24 protein-coding genes are annotated in these 22,465 nt (G+C 68.1%); 8 read left to right on the top strand and 16 right to left on the bottom strand.

Going from position 1 to position 22,465, the window contains the following annotated elements; genetic code table 11:
• The 9 genes from AC5Y36_RS15740 to AC5Y36_RS15700 form a co-directional block, all read right to left on the bottom strand.
• Positions 1–180 (bottom strand): hypothetical protein (locus AC5Y36_RS15740; protein ID WP_500041862.1); only part of this gene is annotated, 180 nt, incomplete at its 3' end.
• 86 nt (positions 181–266) lie between these two features.
• Positions 267–962 (bottom strand): ABC transporter ATP-binding protein, encoded by a 696-nt coding sequence (locus AC5Y36_RS15735; RefSeq protein ID WP_500041861.1) that lies wholly within the window; start codon positions 960–962, stop codon positions 267–269.
• Positions 963–1,009: 47 nt separating this feature from the next.
• Positions 1,010–2,053, bottom strand: a complete 1,044-nt coding sequence (locus AC5Y36_RS15730) for a pyridoxal phosphate-dependent aminotransferase (protein WP_500041860.1) — start codon at positions 2,051–2,053, stop codon at positions 1,010–1,012.
• The gene (locus tag AC5Y36_RS15725) at positions 2,053–3,066 is read right to left on the bottom strand and encodes a 3-oxoacyl-ACP synthase III family protein (RefSeq protein WP_500041852.1); all 1,014 of its coding nucleotides are present in this window, start codon (positions 3,064–3,066) and stop codon (positions 2,053–2,055) included. The genes AC5Y36_RS15730 and AC5Y36_RS15725 overlap by 1 nt, the downstream gene beginning before the upstream one ends.
• Complete coding sequence (locus tag AC5Y36_RS15720) at positions 3,063–3,722, bottom strand: SRPBCC family protein (protein ID WP_500041851.1); 660 nt, start codon at positions 3,720–3,722, stop codon at positions 3,063–3,065. Before AC5Y36_RS15720 ends, AC5Y36_RS15725 begins: the two co-directional genes overlap by 4 nt.
• Entirely contained in the window at positions 3,703–5,391 is a 1,689-nt protein-coding gene (locus AC5Y36_RS15715) for a thiamine pyrophosphate-binding protein (RefSeq protein WP_500041850.1), read from the bottom strand. The genes AC5Y36_RS15720 and AC5Y36_RS15715 overlap by 20 nt, the downstream gene beginning before the upstream one ends.
• Positions 5,392–5,458: 67 nt before the next feature.
• Entirely contained in the window at positions 5,459–6,193 is a 735-nt protein-coding gene (locus AC5Y36_RS15710) for a zf-HC2 domain-containing protein (RefSeq protein WP_500041849.1), read from the bottom strand.
• Complete coding sequence (locus AC5Y36_RS15705; protein ID WP_500041848.1) at positions 6,190–6,717, bottom strand: sigma-70 family RNA polymerase sigma factor; 528 nt, start codon at positions 6,715–6,717, stop codon at positions 6,190–6,192. Before AC5Y36_RS15705 ends, AC5Y36_RS15710 begins: the two co-directional genes overlap by 4 nt.
• A 58-nt stretch (positions 6,718–6,775) precedes the next feature.
• The gene (locus AC5Y36_RS15700; protein WP_500041847.1) at positions 6,776–7,396 is read right to left on the bottom strand and encodes a TetR/AcrR family transcriptional regulator; all 621 of its coding nucleotides are present in this window, start codon (positions 7,394–7,396) and stop codon (positions 6,776–6,778) included.
• Between the two features lie 249 nt (positions 7,397–7,645).
• On the opposite strand from AC5Y36_RS15700, the gene AC5Y36_RS15695 reads away from it, so the two are divergent.
• A complete protein-coding gene (locus AC5Y36_RS15695; RefSeq protein WP_500041846.1) occupies positions 7,646–7,873 on the top strand; it encodes a sigma factor-like helix-turn-helix DNA-binding protein in 228 nt (75 codons plus the stop codon).
• 21 nt (positions 7,874–7,894) lie between these two features.
• Here the strand turns inward: AC5Y36_RS15695 and map are convergent, their stop codons facing one another.
• The 3 genes from map to secY are packed head-to-tail and all read right to left on the bottom strand — an operon-like array spanning position 7,895 to position 10,568.
• The gene (gene map / locus AC5Y36_RS15690) at positions 7,895–8,692 is read right to left on the bottom strand and encodes a type I methionyl aminopeptidase (protein ID WP_500041845.1); all 798 of its coding nucleotides are present in this window, start codon (positions 8,690–8,692) and stop codon (positions 7,895–7,897) included.
• A 2-nt stretch (positions 8,693–8,694) separates the two neighbouring features.
• The gene (locus AC5Y36_RS15685) at positions 8,695–9,246 is read right to left on the bottom strand and encodes an adenylate kinase (RefSeq protein WP_500041844.1); all 552 of its coding nucleotides are present in this window, start codon (positions 9,244–9,246) and stop codon (positions 8,695–8,697) included.
• Positions 9,243–10,568 carry a preprotein translocase subunit SecY gene (gene secY, locus AC5Y36_RS15680; protein WP_500041843.1) on the bottom strand — a complete coding sequence of 442 codons (1,326 nt, stop codon included), beginning with the start codon at positions 10,566–10,568 and terminating at the stop codon, positions 9,243–9,245. The genes AC5Y36_RS15685 and secY overlap by 4 nt, the downstream gene beginning before the upstream one ends.
• Before the next feature lie 278 nt (positions 10,569–10,846).
• Between secY and AC5Y36_RS15675 the strand changes: the two genes are divergently transcribed.
• Genes AC5Y36_RS15675 through AC5Y36_RS15665 form a run of 3 tightly spaced genes read left to right on the top strand, consistent with a single transcriptional unit; the run spans position 10,847 to position 13,626 of the window.
• A complete protein-coding gene (locus AC5Y36_RS15675) occupies positions 10,847–11,797 on the top strand; it encodes a class I SAM-dependent methyltransferase (RefSeq protein WP_500041842.1) in 951 nt (316 codons plus the stop codon).
• Complete coding sequence (locus tag AC5Y36_RS15670; protein ID WP_500041841.1) at positions 11,794–12,699, top strand: class I SAM-dependent methyltransferase; 906 nt, start codon at positions 11,794–11,796, stop codon at positions 12,697–12,699. The genes AC5Y36_RS15675 and AC5Y36_RS15670 overlap by 4 nt, the downstream gene beginning before the upstream one ends.
• Before the next feature lie 9 nt (positions 12,700–12,708).
• A complete protein-coding gene (locus AC5Y36_RS15665) occupies positions 12,709–13,626 on the top strand; it encodes a class I SAM-dependent methyltransferase (protein ID WP_500041840.1) in 918 nt (305 codons plus the stop codon).
• Between the two features lie 9 nt (positions 13,627–13,635).
• On the opposite strand, the gene AC5Y36_RS15660 is transcribed toward AC5Y36_RS15665, so the two are convergent.
• Both AC5Y36_RS15660 and AC5Y36_RS15655 read right to left on the bottom strand, forming a co-directional pair.
• Entirely contained in the window at positions 13,636–14,994 is a 1,359-nt protein-coding gene (locus AC5Y36_RS15660; protein ID WP_500041839.1) for a xylulokinase, read from the bottom strand.
• A 4-nt stretch (positions 14,995–14,998) separates the two neighbouring features.
• A complete protein-coding gene (locus tag AC5Y36_RS15655) occupies positions 14,999–16,963 on the bottom strand; it encodes a heavy metal translocating P-type ATPase (protein ID WP_500041838.1) in 1,965 nt (654 codons plus the stop codon).
• Positions 16,964–17,058: 95 nt separating this feature from the next.
• Here AC5Y36_RS15655 and AC5Y36_RS15650 point away from each other — a divergent pair, with 95 nt between their 5' ends.
• Together AC5Y36_RS15650 and AC5Y36_RS15645 are read left to right on the top strand one after the other, a co-directional pair.
• Positions 17,059–17,421: an ArsR/SmtB family transcription factor gene (locus AC5Y36_RS15650; protein WP_500041837.1), complete on the top strand. Its 363-nt coding sequence runs from the start codon at positions 17,059–17,061 to the stop codon at positions 17,419–17,421.
• A gap of 125 nt (positions 17,422–17,546) precedes the next feature.
• On the top strand, positions 17,547–18,152 hold the full coding sequence (locus AC5Y36_RS15645) for a methyltransferase family protein (protein WP_500041836.1): 606 nt from the start codon (positions 17,547–17,549) through the stop codon (positions 18,150–18,152).
• A 13-nt stretch (positions 18,153–18,165) separates the two neighbouring features.
• Here AC5Y36_RS15645 and AC5Y36_RS15640 read toward each other — a convergent pair whose 3' ends face one another.
• Positions 18,166–19,596, bottom strand: a complete 1,431-nt coding sequence (locus AC5Y36_RS15640; protein WP_500041835.1) for a PPE family protein, SVP subgroup — start codon at positions 19,594–19,596, stop codon at positions 18,166–18,168.
• A gap of 343 nt (positions 19,597–19,939) precedes the next feature.
• Positions 19,940–20,716 (bottom strand): arsenite methyltransferase, encoded by a 777-nt coding sequence (arsM, locus tag AC5Y36_RS15635; protein WP_500041834.1) that lies wholly within the window; start codon positions 20,714–20,716, stop codon positions 19,940–19,942.
• 86 nt (positions 20,717–20,802) lie between these two features.
• Here arsM and AC5Y36_RS15630 point away from each other — a divergent pair, with 86 nt between their 5' ends.
• Positions 20,803–21,186, top strand: coding sequence for an ArsR/SmtB family transcription factor (locus AC5Y36_RS15630; protein ID WP_500041833.1), 384 nt, complete (start codon positions 20,803–20,805; stop codon positions 21,184–21,186).
• Entirely contained in the window at positions 21,183–22,460 is a 1,278-nt protein-coding gene (locus AC5Y36_RS15625; protein WP_500041859.1) for an APC family permease, read from the top strand. Before AC5Y36_RS15630 ends, AC5Y36_RS15625 begins: the two co-directional genes overlap by 4 nt.
• Positions 22,461–22,465 lie beyond the last annotated feature (5 nt).

The raw sequence follows: 22,465 nt of genomic DNA, 5'->3' as shown, positions 1-22,465 counted from the left end.
GGCCACACCGGGGACGGCGGCGACGTCGGCGGCAAGGGTGTCTGGGAATCCCGCGTCGGTGACACCCGAAACCTCCAGCGCGGCAATACCGGCGATCCCGTCGGACAGCCGGTTGACCGATCCGGTGATCGACCCGAAGATGCCGAAGACGGCGACCAGATACAGGGCCGACACCGCCATCACCGCCACGGTGGCGATGGTGCGTCGCCGGTGCACGGCCAGCTCGCGCAGGCTGAACACCCTCAGCCGGCTCAGCGTGGCGGCGATCACCGCCACACCGCCGAGATGTCCGAGCAGACCCGCCCGTCCTGCAACATGACCACGCGGTCGCTCACCGCCGCAGCGTCCAGGTTGTGCGTCACCATCACCACCAGGCGCGCACTGCCCGCCTCGTGCGCCACCTCGGCGAGCAGCGACAGGATCGCCGCTCCGGTGGCCGAATCGAGGTTGCCGGTGGGCTCGTCGGCCAGGATCAGCGCCGGATCCATCATCAACGCCCGGGCGACCGCCACGCGCTGCATCTGGCCGCCGGAGAGCTCGAACGGACGGTGCGCGGACCGGTTCCCGAGCCCGACGCGGTCCAACAGTCGAATCGCGTCCGGTTTCGCCTTGCCCAGTCGCACGCCGGCGAGCAGTTTGGGCAGCGCCACGTTCTCCCAGGCCGACAGGGACGGCAGCAGGTTGAAGAACTGGAACACGAACCCGACCCGGCGGTGCCGAAACGCCGACCGGGCGGCATCGTCGAGGCGGCCGATGTCCTCGCCGTCGAACATGACGGTTCCGGTATCGGGGGTGTCCAGTGCTCCGAGCAGATGCAGCAGTGTGCTCTTGCCCGCTCCCGACGGCCCGACGATCGACACGAATTGCCCGCCTTGCAGCCGCATGCTGACGTCGTCGAGAGCCCGCACCGTGTGCGCGCCGATTCGGTACTGCCGCACCACATCGTGAAGCTCGACGGCCAGTTCCCGTTCACGGGTTTCCGCGTCGCGCAGTGTCGGGAGTGTCGGGATCATCGCGGGCACGTACCCACCGCGGCCAGCACCGCCCGGCTGGACTCACGGCCGCCGACCGTGATCCGCACCCCGCCGTCGGCGTAGTAGCGCGCCTGGACCCCGGCGTCGCCGAGTACCTCCCGCCACGGGCGTCCGGAGCCGGGCAGATAGACGAAGTTCGCGTGCCCGTCGGTGGCGTAGACGCCCATCGCGCGCAGCCGCCGGCACAGGTACGCCCGCTCACCGGCGATACGTAGAACCCGCTGCCGCAACTGGTCTTCGGCGTCATACGATGCCGCCACCGCTGTCGCGCTACAGATGCTCATTCCGAACGGAAGCTGCATCGCCCACAGGGCGCGCGCGACCTCCGGCGCACCGAACCCGTAGCCGATCCGCAACCCGGCCAGGCCGTAGGCTTTGGAGAAGGTTCTTATCACAACGACATTCGGGAATCGCTGAACCAGACCCGGACCGTCGATCCGGTGTTGCGGCGCCACGAACTCGACATAGGCCTCATCGAGCAGCACCACGGTATCGCGGGGGACCCGGCGCAGCAGGCGCTCGACGTCCGCGATGGGTTCCAGTGTGCCGGTCGGGTTGTGCGGCCGGCACAATACGACGACGCGGGCACCCACCGCGGCATCCGCCATCGCGGGCAGGTCGTGATGGCCGTGCCGGTCGAGTGGCACCGGAATCGGGGCCAGCCGCGCCATCTGGGCGAAGATGGGGTAGCCGTCGAACGTGGGATAACTCAGCACGATCCGATCTCCGGGCCGGGTGAGGGCATGCAGAACCTGCATCACCACCCCGGTCGCGCCCGCACCGACCACCACCTGCTCAACGCCGATCCCGATACGGTCGGCGACCAGTGCGCGCAGTCGCTCGGGCAGGAATTCCGGATACCGGTTGGCCGCGTCGATCGAACGGATCAAGGCTGACCGTACCGCCGGTAGCGGGGAGAACGGGTTTTCGTTGCGGGACAGCGCCAGCGGATCGACGGCGGCCGGCAGTGCGTCGAGCACCCCGGCGGCGAACGGATTCCCGAACGCCGTGGGCGACATCATCCCCGTCCGCCCCACCGCACCGCCGCCGCGCCGGCGAAGTCGCCGGCGTGCGCGAAGGCCGCCATCAGCACCACGTCGCCGGGCGCGGCGTGGCCATCGGATATCGCACGGTCGAGGTTGATCGGGATCCCGGCCCCGAACAGGTTGCCGTACTCATCAAAGGTGTCGAGGTGTCGCGACTTCGGCAGTTCCAGCGCTTCGCGCCAGTTCCGCAGGAAAACGCGGTTGGGCTGGTTGGTGACCAGCAGATCGATATCCTTGGGCTGCACCCCGATTCGGTCGCACACCGCCATCGCCACCTCGGGCACCTGTCGGTTGCCCCGGGCCAGCACCTTGGTGATCTTGGCCTCGGTGAACGCGATGCACACCTCACCCTGCCCGGCTTGCCACCATTTGCGCGGCGGGTCGGTGGCCAGCGTCATCTCACCGGAATACTCGCCGTAACTGCGGCATTCGACATCGAGGATCGGCGACTCGTCGGACACCGTCAACAGTCCCACCGCCGCACCGTCACCGGGGACCGCGGCCTGCGCCTTGCGCCGCACCGCGGGCTGATCGAACACCTGCCCCGCCGCGTTCTGCGCAACCGCGATCAGCGCGGAGCGCCCTTCGCCTGACACCAGCAGCTGACGTGCCACCTTGAGCGCCAGCACGAACGCCGCGCACCCACCGTTGTGCAGGTCGAGCACCCAGCCGGGCCGCATACCGAGCCGGTGGGCGATACCCCCGCCCGCGCCGTAGAACGGCATATCGGGCACCTGGGTGTGGGTGATCAGCACGTCGACACCGGCGATGACGTCGGGGCCGTGTCGTTGGATGAGCCCGGCGGTGGCGCGTTCGACCATGTCGATCGCGCTCTCGTCGGGCCCGACATGGTGACGGAACCGCGGCGCCCGAAACATCATGTTCTCCCGCAGTTCGTCGGAGTCGGCGAACTGGGCGTAGTAGTCGGCCCCGATCGGTTCACCGGGCAGGTAGGTGGCGACGTCGGTGAGGCTGACGGGGGTCATCGCATCCACACCGGTGTGACGGGCAGCCCATGACGGTGCCGATATTCGGCGATCGCCTTGAGGTTGTTCAGCTCCAACAGATGGCCGGCACCGAACATGTCCCAGAAATCGCCGACCCAGACCGGGCGTTGCGGTGGGGCCGTCTCCGGATAGGGGTTGTCGTCGTAGAACGGATGGTGGCAGTTCGTCCACAGCACGACGGAGCCGGGCCGGTCGAACACCGCCTGCGCGTCGAGGACCCGCATCAGGTAGATCATCCACAGGTGCTTGCCCTGATCCCACGCGCAGTGGTAATCGACGGTGCGGGCTTCGGGGTTGGCGACCGTGCAGGTGTAGATCTTGGTCTCAGCGCCCGAGCCGGCACCGAGCCGGTCGTAGGCCAGCCACAGTCCGGGCTCGTCGGTGGTGCTGAAGCCGCGCAGGCTGTAGGTCCACTCCTCCAGGCTGCGGGTGTCGGCCAGGTACTCGAACAGGTCGTCCGGCGGACAGTCGATGTAGCTGTTGACCGTGCAGAATTCGCCGAACACCTGGTCGTGCGGGTAGACCGACCGCATCATCTCCATGATGATCGGGGTGGCCTGCTCTCGTGGCGATGTCTCGATGCGGACGACGCCTTCGATCGGTTCGGCGATGTCGTCAAGCGCGGGCAGCGACATGTCGGTCCTCCTTCAGAACATCGGGTGTGCCGGCTAGAAACGGCGCGAACGGTGGGATCTCGTCGGCCGAGCATTCGACGCTGAGCACCGACGGGCCGTCGGCGTTCAGCGCGTCCTGTAACGCCCGTGGTAGCGCGCTGATCTCGGTGACGTCGGTGGACGGCAGACCGGGAAACATCGCGGCCAGACCGGCCCCCAGCGCGCTGGGCCGAAATCGGTTGTAGCTGTAGAGGTCGTCGTAGAACAGCTGTTCGCGGGTGACACACATCGCGTGCGCGTTGTTGTTGAACAGCACGAAGGTGATCGGCAGCCGGTACTGCAGCGCGGTGTGCACCTCCATGCCGTGCATGAAGAACGCCCCATCACCGGCCAGCACCAGAGTGCGTCGGGCCCTGCCGAACGCCATGCCGATCCCGGCTCCGAAGCTGTATCCCATCCCCCCCATGCCCAGCGCGACGACGAATCGTCCGTCGCGGCGTACCGGAAGGTGATGCAGCGCCGACGCACCGGTGTTGCCGGCATCGACGACGATGTCGACGCCGGCCGGGACCAGCGCGTCCAGCACCGCCATCGCGTCGCGATAGCGCACCCCCGGCCCGTGATGGCGTGGTGGCCGAAGTTCGGCCCGCGACAGGAGGTCAGCGGCCCGCAGGCCGGACGTCCAACCACGCATCGCACCCACCAGCATGGTGAGCGATGCGCGCAGATCCGCAGAATGCACATGGGTGCAGGGCAGATACGGCGGTGCCGAACCGATCGAGAGCGTTGGAACGGTCGCCAGCGCTTCGTCGATGCCGCAGCGCGCGGTGACCGGCAGCCGGGTACCCACCACCAGGCACACCGCGCTGGCGGCCACCGCCTCGGCCACCCCGGGATGCCCCACGACGCCGGTGACACCCAGCGCCGACGACGAGCGGAAGCCCCGCGAGCCGCTGACATCCTTGGCGTCGGGCACACAGACCACTTGCGCCCGCAGCAGTCCCCGCAGCGCCTCGAGTTCGGCGCGGGCATCGTCACGGGCGACCTGCTCACCGGCGATGATGGTGACCGACCCCTGCGCATGCCGCAGGGCACGCACGATCGGATGCGGGTCACCGACGCGAGCCGCGGGCCGTGTACAGCCTCCGTGACCGTTGACGGCCACATTGGCCTGCTGAACATCCTTGGGCAACAACAGTACTGCCGGCCCGCCGCCCTGCGCTGCGGCGATAGCGGACGACAGGGCGCCGGCGATCTCGCCGGGAGCATGTACCCGCCGGCAGAACACCGAGACGGTGGCGAACAGCTGCTCGGCGTTCAGCGAACCGTTGCAGCCACTGATGTCCTGAAAGCTGCCCCTGCCATCCATCGCCGCCGGGGGCTGACCGACCAACGCCAACACCGGCACCCGACTGGCCAGCGATTCCCCCAGCCCCGGAACAAGGTTCAACGCTCCCCCGCCCGAGGTCGCGGCGACCACCCCCAGGCCCGCGCCGCTGCGGCTGTATCCGTCTGCCATCGTCGCCGCGGAGAACTCGTGCTTGGCCAGTATCGCGGTGAGCCCGGATTGGAAATGCGCGGCATCGTAGAGGTCTTCGATATTCGCCCCGTCGACGCCGAAGATGTGGCCGATGCCGATTCCCGCGAGGTACTCGACGATGTGATCGACCACCCGGTGTTGCCTGGACATCCGCTCACCTAACTGAAGATGATGATGCCGGTAACACGACCTGCGCGGGACTTCAGTTCATCGGTCGCTACAGCGAGCGCTGCAGCAGCACCTGCCCATTGTCGGCGGAAACCACTTGCACTGCGGCGATTTGATCAATGGGCGTCGAGATGCTGCCGGTCGGCATCGCGGTGTGGCCCGGTTCGGCCACCCAGGTGGCCAGCCGGGTGCTGGCGCCGTCGCGACCGACCACCACCATCGCCAGCCGGTCGTGCGGGGCGTTCAGCGGGGCCAGGCAGACACACTGCAGGTCGATCAGCGTCCCCCAGCGTTGGTTGCTGACCGCGATCGTCGAGGTCAGCGCGGTCGTCCCGACCTGTGCCATCGGCAGCGCCGACATGCTGGTCTGCGGTGCCGGTGCCGTGCCGGAATGAGCTGACACACCGACGAATACACCGATCGCGAGCACAACGGCGGCCGCGGCCGAACCTGTCCAGGCCATCAGGCGGGCACGGCGTCGCCGCCGTCCAACCGTGGTCAACAGCGAGGTCAGGACCTCGGGGCGTAGCTGGGGCAGCTCGGGCGCCTCGGTGTCGGGGGCGATCGCGGCCACCTGATCGCGGTCGAGCTTCGACAGCAAGGCCGGCATGCCGCTCAGCTCGCCGACAGACTCCCGACAGGAGGCGCAGCCGCGCAGGTGCGTCTCGAATTCCCGGCGATCGGCAGCCGACAGCGCGCCCAGCACGTAGGCCGCGTCCCACATCGCGTAGTCGTGGTTTTCGTAGCCGGACGGTTCACCGCCTGTCGGCCAGTGCGCTGTCATGGTGTAACTCCCATTTCCTGCAGTGTAAGTCGCAATGCGCGGATGGCGTAGTGCAGCCGCGACTTCACGGTGCCTTCGGCGATGTCCAGGTCGGCGGCGATCTGCGCGGTGGTCCATCCCTTGTAATACGACCGGTGAATCACCGCGCGATGCTCGGCCGACAGCTGCACCATCGCATCGGCGATCAGCATCCGATCCAGTGCCGCACTGACGTCATCGGCACCGGCCTGCTCAGGGGCCCGGTCCAGCGAGCAGACTTCCCGGCGCGCCCGGGCACTGCGGCTCTCATCGATGATCATGTTGCGGGCGACGGCGAACAGCCACGCGCGTGCCGATCGCTGGGCGTCGTCGACGACCTCCGGGTGCTGCCAGGCGCGGAACAGGGTCTCCTGGACAACGTCCTCGGCGCGGTTCCGGTCGCTGGTCAGCCGCAAGGCATACCGCCACAGCGCCGCCGCGTGCTCGTCGTAGAGACTCTTCATCAAGGCGGCTTCGGGCGCCGGCCCGCTGGCAACACCTGGCACTCGATCACCTCCTGACCTCTTCTGATTAGACGTGTCAGGGTGCTCGCCGGTTCACCGCTCAGGGGGACTGTGCGGCGGCGGCCTCCAGCAACGCGCGGATGGTGGTGTGGATCTGCCGGACAGCGTCCTCGATGGTGTTGTTCATCGGCTGCAGCAGATGGCTGAAGGTCAACCGGACGTCGACTTCGACGATTGAGTCCAACCGCCGGTCGATCGGGTCCGGAAGGTCGTAGAACTCGCGGGCCGCCGCGGCGATCGCGTCCATCGCCCCGCCCCAGATCGGTCTGGGACCCACCGTCAGCAGCGGAGTCAGCCCGGCCTCGCCGTGGCGGGCGCGAGACAGGGTCGCTTTGACCAGCGTGTCGTCGGCGCCGGCGCTCAGGGTGAAGGCTGCGCCCGCCGCCAGTCCGGCAGCGACATCATCGGGATGGGTCCGCATCGCCGAAATGACACCGGTGATGAAGCGGTTGGTCTCCCGTTCCACCAGGGCTTCACCCAGCGCCTGCTTGGCACCGAACTCCTTGTACAGCGCTTGGCGGCTGATGCCCACCGAGGCCGCGATCTGCGACATGTTCACCGCGCGCCAGCCCTCCGCGCAGACAAGCGCGTGCGCCGCGTCGAGGACTCGGTCGCGCAGGAGTTGGCGGACTTCGGCCTGGAAGCTCAGCGCACCAGACATGCCTCAGAGCATATACGACAAATAGGGCAATAATGTCACCGTTGACACAGATAGCCGCACAGTGTCTATGATCGCTACAGACTGACGCAGAATGTATGCAGGAGTCGGCGGGGAGCGAGAACGACGATGGCGCCGCCAGGCAGCGGTTTTACTGCGACCGGGGATGCGTTGTTCGGGGCAGCGTCGCCGGCCGGGAACGATTTCGCTGGAAACTGGAGTCAGGGTGCGGTGAGGCGTCCACGGACAGAGTTGGCACGGCGGGCCCAGCGGCAGGGCGTGATCAACGGCGAGTCGGACGCGGTCAGGGATGCGGTGGCCCAGTTATCCGATCGGCAACGCGCCATGATCTACCGGTCGCATTACCTCGGGCGGACGACGGCCGAGATCGCCGCCGAACTCAAAACCGATGACGACGCCGTCAAGGATGAACTACATCGTGCGTTGCACCTGCTGCGGATGAACGTTCCCGGCTGCTGAACGCAAGCCGGTGCGAACCGGTCAGCCGGCCGTGAGGATCCGCGGCCCGTCCTCGGTCACGGCCACGGTGTGCTCCCAGTGCGCGGCACGCGACCCATCGATGGTGACGACCGTCCATTCGTCGTCGAGCACAGCGGTCTTGGTGGTGCCCAGGGTCAGCATCGGTTCGATGGCCAACACCGACCCGGGTGCCAGCAGCGGGCCACGACCGGGACTTCCTTCGTTGGCCAGGAACGGGTCCATGTGCATCTGCCGGCCGATGCCGTGACCGCCGTACCCGGCGACGATGCCGAACTTGCGGCCATAGGTGGTCTCGGCGGCGCGGGTGCCGCATTCGATGGCGTGCGACACGTCGGTCAGCCGGTTGCCGGGCAGCATCGCCGCGATACCGGCCTCCATCGACTGCCGGGTCGCCGCGGACAGCGCCTCATCGGCCACCGCCAGCTCCCCCACCCCGAAGGTGAATGCCGAGTCGCCGTGCCACCCGTCCAGGATCGCGCCGCAGTCGATGGACACCAGGTCCCCGGGAGCCAGCAGCTCGGTCGCCGACGGGATGCCGTGCACCACCCGGTCGTTGACCGAGCTGCAGATCGACGCCGGGAATCCGTGATAGCCCAGAAACGACGGCGTCGCACCGGCATCGCGGATCACCGCTTCGGCGACCTCATCCAGCCGCAGGGTGGACACCCCGGGGAGGGCGGCCTGCGCGACGGCCCGCAACGCGGCGGCGACCACCGCGCCCGCGGCCGCCATGGCGTCGAGTTCTCCGGCGCTGCGCTGGGCGACGACCTTCTTGCTGCGCAGCCGCGGCAGCGCCATGACTACTTGCCCAGGGCGTGCAGTGCGCGCGCAAACACCTCGTCGAGCGAGCCCAGCGCGTCGACAACCTTCAGCTCGTGCTCGTCTTGGTAGTAGTCCAGCAACGGCGTGGTCTCTTCGCGGTAGACGATCATCCGGTTGTGGATGACCTCGGCGGTGTCGTCGGCGCGGCCACGCTCGGAGAGCCGCTTGAGCAGTTCGCTCTCGGTGACCCGGAACTCCAGCACCGCATCCAGTTTCGTCTGGCGACGCTCCAGCATGGTGTGCAGTGCCTCGGCCTGCTCCACCGAACGCGGGTAGCCGTCCAAGATAAAACCGTTGGCGGCGTCGGGTTGATCGAGTCGGTCGTCGACCAATGCGTTGGTCAGATCGGGCGGCACCAGGTCGCCGGCGTCCAGGTACTGCTTGGCCTGGCGGCCCAGCTCGGTGCCCTCGGCGATGTTGTGCCGGAACAGATCGCCGGTGGAGATCTGCGGGACCCCCAGCTTCTCGGCCAGCTTGACGGCTTGCGTGCCCTTGCCCGCCCCGGGCGGTCCCAGCAGTACGACTCTCACTTGAGGAACCCTTCGTAGTTGCGCTGCATGAGCTGGCTCTCGATCTGTTTGACGGTGTCCAATCCGACGCCGATCATGATCAGCACCGCAGTCCCGCCGAAGGGCAGGTTCTGCACCTGCCCGGTGTTGCCGATCTGCAGGAACAGGTTGGGGAGCACCGAGATAACACCCAGGTAGATCGAACCCGGCAGGGTGATCCGGCTCAGCACGAAGCGCAGGTAGTCCGCGGTCGGCTTACCCGGCCGGATACCGGGGATGAAGCCACCGAACTTCTTCATCTCGTCGGCGCGCTCGTCGGGGTTGAACGTGATCGACACGTAGAAGTAGGTGAAGAAGATGATCAGCCCGAAGTAGATGCCGATGTAGACGGGGCTGCTCGGGTCGGACAGGTAGCTGGACACGAACTTGTCCCACCACCCGTTGCCCATGCCGCCGCGGCCACTCTTGATCAGCTGGGTGACCAGCTGCGGGATGTAGATCAGCGACGACGCGAAGATCACCGGGATAACGCCGGCCTGGTTGACCTTCAGCGGCAGGTACGTCGAGGTGCCGCCGTACATGCGTCGGCCCACCATGCGCTTGGCGTACTGCACCGGGATACGACGCTGCCCCTGCTCGACGAACACCACGCCGACGATGATGATCAGCGCCGCCACGCACACCGCGGTGAAGATCAGTCCGCCACGGCTCTCCCAGATGGATTTGCCCTCGGCGGGGATCCGGGCGGCGATGCCGACGAAGATCAGCAGCGACATACCGTTGCCGATGCCGCGCTCGGTGATGAGCTCACCCATCCACATCACCAGGACTGCGCCCGACGTCATCACCAGCACGATGACGATCAGGGTGAAGATGCTCTGGTCGGAGATGATGTCCAGGCTGCAGGTCTGGAACAGCCCGCGGTTGGCGGCCAGCGCCACGATGCTGGTGGCCTGCAGGACCGCCAGCGCCACCGTCAGGTAGCGGGTGTACTGGGTCATCTTGTTCTGGCCGGATTGGCCTTCTTTACGCAGCTCCTCGAACCGCGGGATGACCACGGTGAGCAGCTGCACGATGATGCTGGCGGTGATGTAGGGCATTACGCCGATCGCGAACACCGACAACTGCAGCAGCGCGCCACCGGAGAACAGGTTGATCAGCGAATAGACCTGCGCGGCGTCGCCGCCGGTGACCTGCGCGATGCACTGTTGCACGTTGGGGTAGTCCACGCCCGGGGACGGGACCGACGCACCGAGCCGGTACAGCACGATGATGCCCAGCGTGAACAGGATCTTCCGTCTCAGGTCGACTGTCCGCAGTGACGAGATGAAAGCCGAGAGCACTCTTTCCTCCTGCGCAGCCGAGCTCTGGTCGCGGCGTGCCAATGGGCTGGTCGGGCCAGCGTCGGTTGGTCCTGCATGTACGCGCCGACCCGCAGGTAAGTGGAATGCGACCCCACCAAATCCAGCACGCGTCGAGCAGTCTACGAGAGTAACAGCTGGGCGCGGCAGCCCTTCACTCCCCGGCACCGCTGGTTCAGCCGCCGTTCAGCTGGCGAGCGTACAGTCCAGGAATCTGGTTATATTGGCTAAATAATTATTGGAGAAGGGATTTTCCGACGATGCCGCGCACACACAACGACACCTGGGACCTCGCCTCGAGCGTCGGCAGCACCGCGACCATGGTCGCCGCCGCCCGCGCCATCGCGGGCCGTGCCCCTAATCCGCTGATCAACGACGAATTCGCCGAGCCGCTGGTGCGGGCCGTCGGGGTGGACGTATTCACCAGGTTGGCGAGCGGCGAGCTGTCACCGACCGATATCAGCGCCGCCGGCACCCGGCCCGGGATGCAGCGAATGAGCGACAACATGGCGGTGCGCACCAAGTTCTTCGACGAGTTCTTCCTCGACGCGTGTACTGAGGCCGGCGTCCGGCAGGTTGTCATCCTGGCCTCCGGGCTGGACTCCCGCGCCTACCGGCTGGCGTGGCCCGCCGGCACCACGGTCTACGAGATCGACCAGCCCGACGTCATCGAGTTCAAGACCCGCGCCCTGGCCGACCTGGGGGCCACGCCGACTGCCGAGCGCCGTACGGTCGCCATCGATTTGCGCGAGGACTGGCCGGCCGCGCTGCGTGCGGCGGGCTTCGACCCGGGTCAGGCCACCGCCTGGAGCGCGGAGGGTCTGCTGGGTTACCTCCCGCCGGACGCGCAGGACCGCCTGCTGGACACCGTGACGGCGCTGTCCGCACCGGGCAGTCGCATCGCCACCGAGAGCACGCCGAACCACGACCCCGCCGAGCGTGATGAGCGGGAGGCCAAGGTGCGCGAGCGCATGCAGACCGTCACCGAGCAGTGGCGTGACCACGGCCTGGACCTGGATCTGACCGAATTGATCTACTTCGGCGACCGCAACGAGGCCGCGGCCTACCTCGCCGACCACGGCTGGCAGATGAGCGGCAGCAGCATCAAGGAACTCTTCGACGCGAACGGGCTCGAACCGATCGACGACGATGACACCGGATTCACCGAACTGATGTATGTCAGCGGGATCTTGGGAGGCGACCGGTCATGACCCGTTCTGCAGGTGACAGCTGGGACCTGGCGTCCAGTGTGGGAGCCACGGCGACCATGGTCGCCACGGCCCGGGCGATGGCCGGCCGGGAGGCCGACGCGCTGATCAACGACCCGTACGCTGCGCCGCTGGTGCACGCGGTCGGCATCGAGGTGTTCTCCAAGTTCCTCGACGGCGAGTTCGAGCTCCCGGGCGGTGACGGCAACCAGGGTCCGCGGGTGATGACCGAGGTGATGGCGGTACGCACCAAGTTCTTCGACGACTTCTTCCTGAACGCGGCCGATGCCGGAATCCGGCAGGCGGTGATCCTGGCCTCCGGGCTGGACTCCCGCGCCTACCGGCTGGCGTGGCCGGCTGGCACCGTGGTCTACGAAATCGACCAGCCCCAGGTGATCGAGTTCAAGACCACCACCATGGCCGAGATCGGCGCCTCCCCCACCGCTGATCTGCGGACGGTGGGTGTGGACCTGCGGGACGACTGGCCGGCGGCGCTGCGGGACACCGGCTTCGATTCCAGCCAGCCGACCGCGTGGAGCGCCGAGGGCCTGCTGGCCTACCTGCCGCCAGACGCGCAGGACCGGCTGTTCGACAACATCACCACCCTCAGCGCCCCCGGTAGCCAACTCGCCACCGAATACCACCCCGACGGCGGCGCGGCGATGACCCAACGCAGCCAGGCGATCGGCAACCAGTGGCGGCAGTACGGGTTCGACGTCAACTTGTCCGACCTGTTCTATGTCGGCGAGCGCAACCCGGCCGGTGAGTACTTGCGCGGTCAGGGCTGGGAGGTCGCCGAGCGCACCCGCGCAGCGGTGTTCGCCGGGTACGGCCGCGAGTATCCCGACAGCGACCTGCTCGCGGCGATGCGCAATTCGATGTCCATCATCGCCACCCTCACCTAGGAGCAACCGATGACACGTGCCGATGACGACACCTGGGACCTGGCCTCCAGCGTCGGCGCCACCGCCACCATGGTGGCCGCCGGACGCGCGATGGCGACCAAGGATTCCCACCGGCTGATCGACGACCCGTACGCCGAGCCGCTGGTGCGCGCGGTGGGCGTCGAGTTCTTCGTCAAGATGATCGACGGTGACCTGGATCTGTCGATGATCCCGGACGCCTCGCCGGCCCGGATCCAGGCCATGATCGACGGAATGGCGGTGCGCACCAAGTACTTCGATGACTACTTCCGCGACGCCGCGGCCGCCGGAGTGCGCCAGGCGGTGATCTTGGCGTCGGGGCTCGACGCCCGCGCCTATCGGCTGTCGTGGCCGGCGGGAACGGTGGTCTACGAGGTGGATCAGCCGCAGGTGATCGACTTCAAAACCGCGACCCTGGCCGATCTGGGAGCCCAACCCGTCGCCACCCGGCGAACCGTCGGCATCGACCTGCGCGGCGACTGGCCCGCCGCGCTGGCCGCGGCCGGGCTGGATACCTCCGCGCCGATCGCCTGGCTGGCCGAAGGCCTGCTGATCTACCTGCCACCGGAAGCGCAGGACCGGCTGTTCGACAACATCACCGCGCTGAGCGCACCGGGCAGCACGATCGCCACCGAATTCGTCCCGGGCATCATCGATTTCGACGCCGAGCAGTCCCGCGAAGCATCGCGTGTGTTACGCGACCAGGGCGTGGATATCGACATGGGATCACTGGTGTACGGCGGCGAGCGCAATCACGTGGTGGACTACCTGAGCGGCCACGGCTGGGAGGTCAGCGGTTTATCGCGGGGCGAGCTGTTCGTGCGCAACGGCCTGGAGATCCCGGAGTCCGGCGACGACGATCCGCTCGGCGAAATCATTTACATTTCCGGGACGTTGACTCTGCGCTGAGGGCGCGGGTTACTCGAACTTTTGCGCCGTGGCTGCAGAGTCAACGCTCAGCTCGAGGAAGCGGCCGTAGCGGTCCTGCATCGCCGCGGCCCAGACCGGGTCCGGGTCGATGATCTGTTGGGTGCCGGCCCAGCGGGATGCATCGGGTACCGACGTCTCCAACCCCACCGCCATTCGCGCCAGGAACGCCGCCCCCAGCGCCGCGCCTTCGGCGACCCTGGCAACATGCACCGGCAGCCCGGTGGCATCGGCCATCGCCTGCATCCACGGCTGCACGTGGGTGCCGCCGCCGGTTGCGACGACGCGCGAGACCGGGGTGCCGCTGAGCTCAATAAGCTGGCGCACCACGAAACCCGACGCCTCGTAGGCCGCACGCCGCAACGCCGCGGCATCGTGGGTGAGGTTGACCCCGGCGAGCATGCCGCGGCGGTCCGGATCGTGGTACGGGGTGCGTTCGCCGCGCAGGTACGGCGCCCACAGCGGTAACCGACCCGGATCGATGGCGCTCGGATCTCCTGGCCCCAGAACACGATCCACCCACCCGAGGAATAGTCCACCGGCATTGCTGGCGCCGCCGATCCGGCTTTTTCCGGGGACGGTGTGCGGAATCGTCCACAGTCCGGGCGCTTGCGGCGTCCCGGGTGCGGTCACCCACACGATCAACGTCGTCCCGCACTGCACCAAGACGTCGCCGTCGGTGTCGGCGCCGGCCACCAGCTGCTCGCACAAGGCGTCGATGGCCCCGACGCCCAGCACCGTCGTGGAGTCCGCTACCTGCCCGACGGCGGCTCCGGGGCTGTCCACCCGCGGCAGCTGCGCGGGCGCGACGCCGTATTCGGCACAGGCGCTGTCATTCCAGCCGGTTCCGTCGAACAGCGGCAACGACGTGTAGGCGGTGGCGAAGTCGACGACCGCTTCCCCGGCCAGCGCGTGGTTGGCGACCGCCGACGCCGGCCAATAGCCGGCGGCGTGCGGGGCCGCGGACGCGGCCCAGCGGACGAACTCGGCCGCCTCACCGCTGGGCGGCAACCCGGCCACCGGCTCGCCGGCCGATACCACCCGGCCGCGGCCGTCCCCGTACAGCAGGCCGGGGGTCAGCGCGCTCCCGGACACGTCCACGGCAGCCAACGACGGCACCATCGCCGACACCGCCGCCGCGGCCGCATCCGGCCGGCCCAGCTGCTGTATCGCCGTCAGCGGCCCGCGCCGCCAAGCCTCGTCGGCGTCGTGTTCCAACAGGTCGGCGGCCGGCACCCGAAGCTGATGCGGAATCCGGCTGCGCGCGACGACCCGACCGTGCTCGTCGGCGGCCACCGCCTTGACCGCGGTGGTGCCGATATCGATGCCGACGGTGACCGGTTCTGCCACGGCGTCACCGTACGCCAGAGCCCTGCCAGGCCGTCCGCCGCAGCAGCCGCAGGCCGTTGAGTCCGACGATGATGGTGGAGCCTTCGTGTCCGGCGACGCCCAGCGGCAACGGCAGCGTTGCCACGAGATCCCAGATCACCAGGCTGGTGATGAACGTGGCGGCGATGATCAGGTTGGCGGTCACCACTCGGCGTGCTCGGCGGGACAGCGCGATGACGGCCGGGATGCCGGTCAGGTCATCGCGGACCACCACCGCGTCAGCGGTTTGCAGGGTCAGGTCGGATCCGGCGCCGCCCATGGCGATGCCGACGTGGGCGGCGGCCAGCGCGGGCGCATCGTTGATGCCGTCGCCGACGACCGTGACGAAGAGGCCGTCGGCTTGCAGTTGCCGGACCGCGGCAACCTTGTCGTCGGGCAGCAGCCCGGCCCGCACGTCGGTGATTCCGACCTGCGCCGCCAACCTCTCCGCGGTGACCTGGTTGTCACCGGTCACCAACATCGGCGGGGTGCCGGTGAGCCGGCGCGCGGCCTCGACCGCGACGGCGGCTTCCGGCCGCAATTGATCAGCAAGGCCGAGCACACCCACGGGCTGGCCGCCGCGAGTCACGATCACGGCGGTGCAGCCGCGGTACTGCATGGCATCGACCGCGGCGGCTGCGGCAGCATCGCGGTCAGCGGAGTCGAGGACCGGCAACACGGCGGCCGGCGATGCGACCCCGATGTGTTGCCCCTCAATGCGGGCAGTCACTCCATGGCCGGGCCGGGCATTGAATTCCTGCACGTCGGGCAGCTCGTGGCCGCGGCCGCGGGCGGCGGACACAATGGCCGCCGCCAACGGATGCTCGCTGGGATGTTCTGCCGCCGCCGCATACCTCAGCAGCGCATCCTCACTGATATCAGCTGCAAGACATCGGATTTCCACCAATTCGGGGGTGCCCCGGGTCAAGGTGCCGGTCTTGTCGAACGCAATCGCCGTGGTGGCACCGAGCTGCTCCATGACGACCGCCGACTTGACGAGCACGCCGTGGCGTCCCGCGTTGGCGATCGCGGCAAGCAGCGGCGGCATGGTGGCCAGCACCACCGCACAGGGCGACGCGACGATCATGAACGTCATCGCGCGAAGCAGCGCCCGCTGCAACGCCTCTCCGGCCAGCAGCGGGATCGCGAACACGGCGAGCGTGACACCGACCATGGCGATCGAGTAGCGCTGCTCGACCGTCTCGATGAACAACTGGGTGCGAGCCTTGGTTCGACTGGCCTGCTGCACCAGGGTGGCGATTCGAGCGACGACAGATTCCTCGGTGCGGCGGTCCACCCGGATGCGCAGCGTCCCGGTTCCGTTGAGGGTTCCGGCGAACACCTCGTCTCCGGCGGTCTTTTCCGACGGCAGCGATTCACCGGTGATGGTGGCCTGATCCACTTCGCTGCCGCCGGCGACGACGGTGGCGTCGGCGGCGATCCGCTCGCCGGGGCGAACCAGCAACACGTCCCCGACAGCGAGGTCGGCGACCTTGACGGACTCCTCGATTCCTTGTTCGGTCACCCTGACGGCGGTGTCCGGGGCCAAGTCCAGTAGGCCCCGCACGGAATCCTCGGTCCGGGCAGTGGCGAGCGCCTCGAGCGCACCCGAGGTGGCGAAGATGACGATCAACAGCGCACCGTCGGCGACCTGCCCGATACCGGCGGCCCCGATCGCCGCGGCAACCATCAGCAGGTCCACGTCGAGGGCCTTGTCCCGCAACGCCTGCAGCCCGGCCAATCCGGGCTCCCATCCGCCGGAGGCCATACAGACCAGATACAGCCCCCACCAGAGCGTCGGCGGCCCATCAGCCAACTGGACGGCCACACCGGCCAGAAACAGCGTCAAAGCCAGTACCGCCCAGCGCATCTCCGGAAGCGCGAAGATCCGGGTGCGGCGCACTCGCACGCGAGGCGCTGAGGCCGCCGGCGCCGGCGCCAGTGTTGCCACGATGACTCACTTTCGGATCCGCGAACCTAGCCCGAATATATGAACATGTCTTCATATCTGACGTCAAGCGCATCGGTGGGCTAAACTCCCCAGCCATGGGGCATGGAGTCCAGGGCCGCCATCGGCCCGTAGCGAGACTCGATATGTCCGCGGCCACGCATGTGGCAACGACGCTGCAGGCGCTGGCAACGCCGAGTCGGCTGCTGATCCTCACCGAGCTGCGACACGGACCGCGACCAGTGACCGAGCTGGCCGAAGCAGTCGGCATGGAACAGTCGGCGGTGTCGCATCAGCTACGACTGCTGCGCAATCTCGGCCTGGTTGTCGGCACCCGAACGGGCCGCAGCATCGTCTACACCCTCTACGACAACCACGTCGCCCAACTCCTCGACGAGGCCATCTACCACAGCGAACACCTACGCCTCGGGTTGGCCGACCGACCCGAGAGCGCAGGCTGAACGCCCGACCCGCGCGTGACCCCAGCGCGGACAACCTGCACCGATACTTGCATATATTGTGATTCATGCATATATTTTGAGGACCGCTCACGCCCACTCACCGCCGACGACAGGAAGGAGCGAAAGTGGCTACCACCGCGATCGCGCTCTATGTCATTTTCGCGGCCCTCGGTTTTGGATGGCGCAGCTGGTCGCAGTACCGGCGGTTCGGAACCACCGGATTTCGCGGGATCGGCGGGCGCCCCGGCTCGCTGGAATGGTTGGCCGGTGTCGGATTCGTCGTCGCGATGATCGCCGGCGGTGCTGCCCCGGTGCTGCAACGCACCGGCGCACTGTCCCCGGTTCAGATGCTGGACCTGCCATGGCTGCACGCGACCGGAACGGTCCTCGCCGTCGCCGGCATCGCCGCAACGCTCTACAGCCAGCGCGACATGGGTGAGTCCTGGCGCATCGGCGTCGACTCCAGCGAGACCACGACCTTGGTGCGCGACGGCGTGTTCGCATGGGTACGTAACCCCATCTTCACCGCCATGCTGTCCTTCGCCGCCGGCATCGCGCTGATGACACCCAATCCGCTTGCCCTCACCGCATTCGGAGTCCTGCTGGGCACGATCGAGCTACATGTTCGCGTCGTCGAAGAGCCATACCTGGTCCGCACGCACGGCGACGCCTACCACCACTACCGAAGCACCGTGGGACGTTTCGTGCCCGGTATCGGCCTGCGACTCTGACGCCGGCGGCCCCTCAACCCTCCAGCAGGCGTCGTTTCTGTTGGTCGAATTCTTCCCACGTCAAGATGCCCGAGTCACGCAGTTCGGCCAGGCCGCGAAGCGCTGCGACGAGTTCGACACCCGTGACGGCGTGGCTCGACGAATCGGATTCCGGCGCCGGTTCCGGTGCCGGGCGCTCACGCGGGATGATGCCGGTCCATTCCTTGAATCCCCGACCGGTCGCGCCTGACATCGCCCGCCCGGCCATAGCCGCCACGGCCATCTCGGCGTAGGGAACCTCCGACGCGCCGGCCGCCGCGACCGCCGGAACTGCGGCGGCGCTGGATTGCGCTGACAGCAGGGCAATCTCGCCGATCGCCGGTGGCGCGGCCGCGGTCCAGGCGGCCGGCACCGACAGTGAACCCATGGAGGCCGCCTCGCCCATGCTCCCCCATGCCGCTCCGGCGGTACCGAGGCCGCCCAGGCCGCCCATCTGCCCCAAACCGCCGAGCAACCCGGCGCTCGCCGCGGGCGAGAAATCGCCGATCAGGCCCAGACCTCCCAGCGCCCCCAACCCGGCCTGGGGTGCCATCTCGATGCCCAGGCCGCCGAACTCGATGCCCAAACCCGCGAACTCGGTGCCCAGACCGGGCGCCTCCATCCCCGCGAGTCCGACCGTGTCGATTCCCAGCCCGACCTCGTCCAGTGCCAGACCCGTTGCGCCGGCATTGGTTTCCCCGGCTGTAAACGCTCCATTACCTGCGGCGGTTGCGGTGCCGGCCATCGCCGGGTTCGGAAGCCCGGAGGGCGACGGCTGCGAAAGTCCCTGCAGTGCCTGGGTCAGGCTGGAGCTCAGCTGGGACATCGTCGACTGTGCCCGGGTACCCGCAGCGGTGCCGGTGGCTCGGGTCGTCGCCGCGTTCTGGTTATCCGGCCCCGCCGGATTGGTGTTCTGGGCGGGCGCGGTGAACGGTGTCAACGTTGTGGCCGCCGCCGAACTACCGGCATAGCCGTACATTGCGGCCGCGTCTTGGGCCCACATCTCGACATAGTGGGCTTCGGTAGCAGCAATAGCGGCCGTGTTCTGACCCAGGAAGTTGGTGGCGACGAGGGCGGCAAGGTGCGTCCGGTTGGCGGCGATCAGCGGTGGCGGAACGGTGGCCGAAAATGCGGTCTCATACGCTGCCGCAGCCGCTTTGGCCTGCGCAGCGGCTTGTTCGGCTTGCGCGGCAGTGGTGTTCATCCAGGCTACGTACGGCGCAGCGGCTGCGCCCATCGCCGTCGATGACGGGCCCTGCCACTGGCCGGCCAGACCCGAAACCACTGACTGATACCCCCGGGCCGCCGAGCCGAGATCCGCAGCAAGCGCATCCCAGGCCGCGGCGGCAGCCAGCATCGGCTCTGATCCGGGGCCGCTATACATCCTGATGGAATTGATCTCCGGGGGAAGCAGCGCGAAATCCATAGTGGCCGTCGGCCTCCTTGGCTTGGCGACCGGGCCGTCTCGTCGTGCTCGGCGAGGCTTCGGTCGACATGGTCGGTCGTCCGAAGGTCTCGCTCGCCGGAAGCTCTACACCCCCGGTGGATGACCGGGCGGAAAACCGCCAGCATGTCGACCATCCGCATCCGCCGCCAGGCGGAGGAACTACTCCCCTTCGCGGTGCGACGCTACACCAGAGGGCAAATATTCAGCAACACATCTGTGGCCCTCAGCGATCACCCCATGTACTACGAAACTCCTTGTGTTACATGACCGAATGCGAGTATTCGGCTCACCGATACCTCAGCTTTGGCGAACCGTCTCAACATCAGCGGGCCGCCGGCTTGACCGCCCGGACGATCGCGCCATGCATGTCATCGGCAACCTCGTGCGTGAAAACCACCGACACGTCGACGAATCCGGCCGCCGCAAGCCCGTCAAGATACTCCTGTCGGGACAAGGCGCCGGCGATGCACCCGACGTGCGAACCGCGTTCGGCTCGGTCGGCCGGGCTGAGGTGATCTTCGGCGACGACGTCGGAGATACCGATTCGCCCACCGGGAACCAAGACGCGGAACATCTCGGCCAGCACGGCTGGTTTGTCCGCGGACAGGTTGATCACGCAGTTCGAGATCACCACGTCGACAGCGCCGTCTTCGAGCGGCAGGTCCTCGATGGTGCCTTTGCGGAATTCAACGTTGGCGACGCCGGCCTTGAGCTTGTTGGCTTCGGCCAGCGCGAGCATCTCATCGGTCATATCGACGCCGTAGACGAACCCCTCCGGGCCGACCCGGCGGGCCGAGAGCAGCACGTCGATCCCGCCGCCGGAGCCCAAATCCAGCACGCGTTCTCCCGGATGCAACTCCGCGACCGCGGTCGGGTTGCCGCACCCCAGGCTTGCCGAAACGGCGTCGGCGGGCAGTGCATCGTGCTCATCTGCGCCGTATAGGCCCGCGCCGAAGATGGTGCCGACCTCGACCGAATCGCCGGAGCCACAGCAGCTGGCGGCCGTGAGGACATCGTTGTTGGTCGCCCCGCCACGAAGCGCAGCGGCAGCCGCTCCGTACCGGCTCCGAACCTCGTCCCGCAATTGGTCATCACCCATCCGAATCATCTCCCATAGATAGCTGTCTATGGGACAGGGTTGCACGAAGCATCGACATACGTCAATGCGTAGCGGATACTGCAGGAATGCCGGCGCCGCCAACGCAACCCGACAGCACCCTCCCGGCTGCCGATCTCGCAACGTGCTGCCGCCCGATCACCGCGGCGGTGATGGATCCGGCTGCGGCTGAGCGACTGGCGAGCGTGCTCAAGGCGCTGGCCGAGCCGACCCGGCTCCGCCTGGTCTCGTTGATCGCGGGTTATCCGGACGGCGAAGCCTGCGTCTGCGAACTGACCGCACCGGTCGGGCTGTCGCAGCCCACCGTGTCGCATCACCTGAAGGTCCTCGTCGATGCCGGGCTGCTTGACCGAACTCAACGCGGCAAGTGGGCGTACTACCGTCTGCTGCCCACCGCATTGGATGCACTCGCCGGAGCATTCACTCGCCCGCTCCCCCGGGAGCACCGATAGCTACCGGGCAGCCGGCATTAGTGCGCCGCCTCGGCACCACCGACGCGGTGGTGATCGGGCTGGGGTCGATGGTCGGCGCCGGTATTTTCGCCGCACTGGGGCCGGCGGCCGAAGCCGCCGGTCCGGGCCTGTTGATCGGGCTGGCGATCGCGGCGGTGGTGGCGTACTGCAACGCCACCTCGTCGGCCCGGCTGGCCGCCCGCTATCCCGCTTCCGGCGGCACCTATGTCTACGGGCGAAAGCGGCTGGGTGACTTCTGGGGCTATCTGGCCGGGTGGGGATTCGTGGTGGGCAAGACTGCCTCCTGCGCAGCGATGGCGCTGACCGTCGGGGCCTACGCGCGGCCGGCGCAGGCCCACCCGGTCGCCGCGGCCGTGGTGGTCGCGCTGACCGCGGTGAACTACGCCGGAGTGCAGAAGTCCGCCCGGCTGACGCGGGTGATCGTCGCCGCGGTGCTTGCGGTGCTGGCCGCGGTGGTGGTTGCGGCATGGTGCTCGGGCGCCGCGACATTCGCCCGCATCGAGGTGGCGGGTGCCTCCCCGGCCGGGGTGCTGCAAGCCGCGGGGCTGCTGTTCTTCGCGTTCGCGGGGTATGCGCGGATCGCCACGCTCGGCGAGGAGGTCCGCGATCCCACCCGCACCATTCCACGCGCGATCCCGCTCGCCCTGGGCATCGCCCTGGTCGCCTACGCCGGCGTCGCGGTGACGGCGCTGGCGGTGCTGGGGTCGGATCGGCTCGCCGCCGCGGCGGCCCCGTTGGCGGAGGTTGCGCGGGCGGCCGGGGCGCCGTGGTTGGCCCCCGTCGTGCAAGCGGGGGCTGCCGTGGCCGCACTGGGTTCGCTGTTGGCGCTGCTGCTGGGGGTATCGCGGACGACGCTGGCGATGGCGCGAGACCACCACCTGCCGTCCGGGTTGGCCGCGGTGCACCCCAAATTCCGGGTGCCGCACCGCGCTGAACTGTTGATCGGTGCGGTGGTGACGGTGGTCGCGGCATTCGCCGATCTGCGCGGGGCGATCGGTTTCTCGTCGTTCGCGGTGTTGCTGTACTACGCCATCGCCAACGTCTCTGCCGCCACCCTGCGCCGCGAGGAGAATCGGCCGGCCCGGCCGATCCCGATCGTCGGGCTCATCGGGTGCGTTGTCATGGCCGGTGCCCTGCCGGTGTCCTCGGTGCTATCGGGTACCGCGGTGATCGGCGTCGGCATCGCCGCCTACGGTCTGCGAGCCCATCGCCGCCGCCGTGGGGACGCACCTCGCACCGGCGATCAGCACTAGCGCAG

This window comes from Mycobacterium sp. NGS50, assembly GCF_059812545.1.
This window is presented reverse-complemented; position numbering and strand designations above follow the sequence as displayed.

Excerpts from the sequence above, each read along its gene's own strand:
- AC5Y36_RS15665 (WP_500041840.1), top strand. The coding sequence starts at position 12,709 with ATGACACGTGCCGATGACGACACCTGGGACCTGGCCTCCAGCGTCGGC.
- AC5Y36_RS15650 (WP_500041837.1), top strand. The coding sequence starts at position 17,059 with ATGGGGCATGGAGTCCAGGGCCGCCATCGGCCCGTAGCGAGACTCGAT.
- AC5Y36_RS15670 (WP_500041841.1), top strand. The coding sequence starts at position 11,794 with ATGACCCGTTCTGCAGGTGACAGCTGGGACCTGGCGTCCAGTGTGGGA.
- AC5Y36_RS15715 (WP_500041850.1), bottom strand. The coding sequence starts at position 5,391 with ATGTCCAGGCAACACCGGGTGGTCGATCACATCGTCGAGTACCTCGCG.
- AC5Y36_RS15725 (WP_500041852.1), bottom strand. The coding sequence starts at position 3,066 with ATGACCCCCGTCAGCCTCACCGACGTCGCCACCTACCTGCCCGGTGAA.
- arsM (WP_500041834.1), bottom strand. The coding sequence starts at position 20,716 with ATGGGTGATGACCAATTGCGGGACGAGGTTCGGAGCCGGTACGGAGCG.
- AC5Y36_RS15640 (WP_500041835.1), bottom strand. The coding sequence starts at position 19,596 with ATGGATTTCGCGCTGCTTCCCCCGGAGATCAATTCCATCAGGATGTAT.
- map (WP_500041845.1), bottom strand. The coding sequence starts at position 8,692 with ATGGCGCTGCCGCGGCTGCGCAGCAAGAAGGTCGTCGCCCAGCGCAGC.
- AC5Y36_RS15720 (WP_500041851.1), bottom strand. The coding sequence starts at position 3,722 with ATGTCGCTGCCCGCGCTTGACGACATCGCCGAACCGATCGAAGGCGTC.
- AC5Y36_RS15730 (WP_500041860.1), bottom strand. The coding sequence starts at position 2,053 with ATGTCGCCCACGGCGTTCGGGAATCCGTTCGCCGCCGGGGTGCTCGAC.
- AC5Y36_RS15710 (WP_500041849.1), bottom strand. The coding sequence starts at position 6,193 with ATGACAGCGCACTGGCCGACAGGCGGTGAACCGTCCGGCTACGAAAAC.
- AC5Y36_RS15675 (WP_500041842.1), top strand. The coding sequence starts at position 10,847 with ATGCCGCGCACACACAACGACACCTGGGACCTCGCCTCGAGCGTCGGC.
- AC5Y36_RS15630 (WP_500041833.1), top strand. The coding sequence starts at position 20,803 with ATGCCGGCGCCGCCAACGCAACCCGACAGCACCCTCCCGGCTGCCGAT.
- AC5Y36_RS15700 (WP_500041847.1), bottom strand. The coding sequence starts at position 7,396 with ATGTCTGGTGCGCTGAGCTTCCAGGCCGAAGTCCGCCAACTCCTGCGC.